The following is a 2,718-nucleotide window of genomic DNA, read 5'->3' as shown; positions in this document are numbered from 1 at the left end:
AATATAGACTGAAAAATGCATCTTATTTGAAGGGGAGTTATGTTGATTATACAAATTTTGTTTTGTTTGTTTTTACGTCATAATAGTCGTGAATCATTTAAAAACTCTTTTTATAGGGTGTATATGGGAAACGTTTGTCATTTGGATCAAATAATGTGGGACAAAATAGCCCTCCTTCAATCCTATGAAGGATATAGAGAATGGTATTTAACGTTGCATAGAGAAACTTTAACGATCTTTTCTCAGGATGCAATTGATGGGCTTATTGAGGAAGTTGAGCCAGGTTATTATCCGTGCTATGCATTGCCCCAGAATGGAACGTATAAAGTGATATATTTGGATCCTGATTTGCTGTTTTTTATTACAGAGGAGTTGTCTATCCCTGTTGATGATTTATCAACTATTAGTATGTAGATGTTATACTGACGATATATATTGTGATGAAATTAATCTGTGCATAATTTCAAAGGGTTATAAGCTTGCAATCTACTGTTCTCAGAGTAAGATTATTGATCATTTCGTAGGTTTGTTACTGGTTATTGTGTTATAGCCATATAATGATATTGATGTAATACATGGGTATGTTTTCCCTGTCAGAATTATCTGAACAAACGCCTGGTGGTTAGTCGTGGTTGGTTATTTATCTAAATTATGGCGTGACCGCTGATATATCCACATTAAATGCAGACTGGGATTGCCGTGAAGGATATGCACTCCTTTGTTTTTAGACAGGTGAAAACCGCCAGTCCCAGTCTCAGCTACCTTCAGCATACCGAAGAGACTATCAGCGCGAGCATTGCAAACCTGTTAGCCCTTTTTCATACACCTAATCCCGGCTACAGCACTAGGGCCTTTGCCGCCGTTATTTGGCTGAAAACGGACGAATCCCAGTCAACACTGGATGCGTTTGTGCCCCCTCGCTGTCAAGAGATAGAACGCGACGCATGCCTTGCCGGTGCGTAGGAGAGGGCGTTGGATTTTGGTTGTCTGATTAAAGGTCGTACGGCGGTGACTAACCGCCGTCACGGGACTTCTTCCAGTACGGTTTAGTGATAGTAAGTTGAACTGACGGAAAATTCCTTTGAAAGTGAGTTACCGTAACCTATGCAGGGGAGAATTAACAGCGTACCTCCCCCTGACATAGTTGCAACAATGCTTATGTAAAAAACAACTGTTGCGTTGCGACATGACCATCATATTTTGCACTAACAGTATTATATCCGAACACTCCTGAACTATAGTCCATTGTCGCCAGACCATCTTGATTTGTCGTAGATATTAAACCTGCCGCTTTGGCATTACCGTCCGCAGTACTCCAATTAATCGTCGCCCCTCCGATGGGGATATCACTTGAATCCAGTAGTTCTACCGTTAGAGTTAAAGGTGTATTGTCAGCAGTCCCGTTCGGGACTGGCTGCACGAATGTCAGATGGCCAAAAACCAGAGCCGCAAAAGTAACTTGTGAACTTCCTTTGATGTTGTTATCAGCGGTAGCAACCAATGTGTCATCCCCGACCGTTTGGCTTGTAAAGGATGTATTTGCCACCCCTTTCTGAGTGGTACTGGTGATGGTGGCCGGTTTTGCATTGTCGGCACTCCAGGTTATTACTGTGCCATCTGGGACTGGTTGACCCTGAGCGTTTTTAACCAGAGCCTGGGCTGCAATAGAAGTACTCCCATCAGCGATACCGTTAGGATTTAGCACATTTATCGTGATAGTGGCCACGGCGGTATCAACAAAAGTGGCAGGCTTTGAGTCTGTTTTACCATTGGCGGTAGCTGTCAGGTTCACTTGCTCGGCTTTTTGGTCGGTAACGGTAACGTTGCTGACTCCTGATGCGCTGGTGTTGGCATCTGCGCTAGTGATGGTAGCGCTGCCGTCTGAAGCCCACGAGACAGCGACGTTCGGTACTGGGTTACTGTTAGCATCGGTCACCGTGGCATGGGCCTTGAGCGGCGCGCTGCCGTCGGCGGTAATATTGTTATCATCAACCATGACCTCGATCTTCGTGGCCGCACCGGCAACAAAGTTGACAGGTTTCGAGCTTGTTTTACCACTGGCTGTGGCGGTCAGTATTACCCGTTCAGCCTTGAGGTCAGTCAGGGTGACGTTGCTGATTCCCGACGCATTGGTGTTGGCATCTGCACTGGCAACAATAGCACTGCCGTCCGAAGACCAGGATACAGCGACATTCGGAACTGGGTTTCGGTTGGTATCGGTCAGCGTGACGTGGGCCTTGAGTTGAGTGGTGCCGTCAGCGGCGATATCGTTGTTGTCAAGATCAAGGGTAACCACGACCTTATTGACTGCGCTAGCCACAAAAGTAGCCATATCTTGGGTGAATTGCAGAATAATAAACTCAGCCGGACGCGCCGCCGCAATACCAACGCTGGCAATCATTTGCCCCTGATTTATCTGCTCCTGCGTCATGGTGGTACCGAGACCAATTTGCACGGAATAGGACTCCTCCGGCGTTGCTCCTGCCAGCGCACCCTGACGCCATAAGCCATACAGATAGTTTTCGATGGCATTACTGGCCTTCTGCCAGGTCGGCTGGTTATTCGGTTCAAACACCAGCCCCTGCATGGCCCCTCTGATATCCCGCTCGGCGCTGTTAAACAGTCGTCGTACTGAGATATAGCGCCAGCTCAGGTCACTGTTTGTCTGCGTTCCTGCCAGTGTCCTCGCTCCCCACACCAGATATCCCCGGTCAGGGA

The 2,718-nt window shown here is 47.1% G+C and carries 2 protein-coding genes; one reads left to right on the top strand and one right to left on the bottom strand.

Annotated elements, in window-relative coordinates; all coding sequences use genetic code 11:
* The first annotated feature begins 39 nt into the window (after positions 1-39).
* Positions 40-414, top strand: a complete 375-nt coding sequence (locus tag NNO04_RS22255; protein WP_271446502.1) for a hypothetical protein — start codon at positions 40-42, stop codon at positions 412-414.
* Positions 415-1,156: 742 nt separating this feature from the next.
* Here NNO04_RS22255 and NNO04_RS22250 read toward each other — a convergent pair.
* A partial coding sequence (locus NNO04_RS22250; protein WP_333909017.1) for an Ig-like domain-containing protein occupies positions 1,157-2,718 on the bottom strand: 1,562 nt, incomplete at its 5' end.

The organism is Citrobacter sp. Awk 4, from assembly GCF_028069725.1.
In the GTDB taxonomy this organism is placed as follows: domain Bacteria; phylum Pseudomonadota; class Gammaproteobacteria; order Enterobacterales; family Enterobacteriaceae; genus Citrobacter_D.
This window is presented reverse-complemented; position numbering and strand designations above follow the sequence as displayed.

Bases quoted from the DNA above. Each gene is read 5' to 3' on its own strand.
- NNO04_RS22255 (WP_271446502.1), top strand. From the start codon at position 40: ATGTTGATTATACAAATTTTGTTTTGTTTGTTTTTACGTCATAATAGT.